Genomic DNA, 1,262 nt, shown 5'->3' with positions numbered 1-1,262 from the left:
TTGATTTGCCCCAAAAAAGTTAGACATATTTAGTTAAGCAACTTCTAAGACCTGAGTTCGGTACTCCACCGGGCTTAGGTCTTTTAATTTTGCCTTCATTCGTTTGTGATTGTAATAGTGAATATAGTCTTGTAGTTCCTGTTCAAAATGTGCCATGGATTCAAATTCTTGTAGATACAGGAGCTCAGATTTTAATAAGCCAAAGAAATTTTCGATGACTGCGTTGTCCAAACAATTGCCCTTACGGGACATACTCTGTGTAATCCTATATTGCTTTAATGTTTCTTGATACCTTTTCATTTGATAGTGCCAACCTTGATCCGAATGAAGAACGACTTGATCACCTGATTGAAGGCGCCCCAATGCTTGTTCTAGCATATCATGGACGAGATTATACACTGGACGATTCATTACTGTGTATGCAATAATTTCGCCATTACATAAATCAAGGACAGGTGATAAATAGCGTTTCTCACCAAATAGATGGAACTCTGTCACGTCTGTTACCCATTTCTCGTTCATATTTTTTGCTGTAAAATCACGTTGTAATATGTTTGGGGCAATTTTTCCGACTTTTCCTTTATACGAACGATACTTCTTCATACGGACTTCACATTTTATGCCAATGGCATTCATCAAACTATTAATCGTTTTAGGATCATGATGAATGCCGTATTTTTTTAGTTCTTTGGTAATCCGACGATAACCATAACGTCCTTTGTGTTCATGATAAATGGACTGAATTGCGGCTTTCACATCCGTGTATTTATCAGTACGATTCAAACGCTTTTCCCAATAATAATACGTACTACGTGGAATATCAGCGACTTTGATTAATTCCACCACTTCATAGATTCCCTTTAGTTCATAAATCACTTGCGCTTTGATTTGATTGGTAATTTTTCTTGCATTTGAACTAAAGTATTCAACTTTTTTAAGTACGCATTCTCCATTTCTAATTGTCTAATACGTGCTTCTAACGCCTCAACAGATCCTTCAGCTGGTGTTGATTTCGTTGTTCTTTTTGTTTCTTTTTTCATAGATGGACGCCCCTTTTTCTTAGAAACGAGGGCATCATAACCACCAACTTCAAACTTCAACTTCCAATTCCGAATCATGCCAGGAGATGAAATATTAAATAGTGCAGCTGTGTCAATCGAAGATGTACCTGTCTCGTTCATATAATTAAGTACATTCATTTTATAGTCAGCTGAATATTTTGTATAGGATTTTAAGAAAGCCTCTACACCATTTTTTTGATA

At 36.1% G+C, this 1,262-nt stretch carries 1 protein-coding gene; it reads right to left on the bottom strand.

The genetic code is table 11. The annotated features are described in order from the left end of the window. Window positions 1–33: 33 nt before the first annotated feature. Window positions 34–1,262 (bottom strand): IS3 family transposase gene (locus C9J35_RS23140; RefSeq protein WP_235616418.1). Its coding sequence is split into 2 segments (ribosomal slippage), with 1,230 coding nucleotides annotated over them: window positions 34–938 and window positions 938–1,262; the frame shifts between segments, so codons are not numbered across the junction. This gene is flagged as partial in the annotation.

The organism is Lysinibacillus parviboronicapiens, from assembly GCF_003049575.1.
Taxonomy (GTDB): domain Bacteria; phylum Bacillota; class Bacilli; order Bacillales_A; family Planococcaceae; genus Lysinibacillus; species Lysinibacillus parviboronicapiens.
The sequence above is the reverse complement of the archived record's forward strand: the minus strand, read 5'-3'. Positions and strand labels throughout refer to the sequence as shown.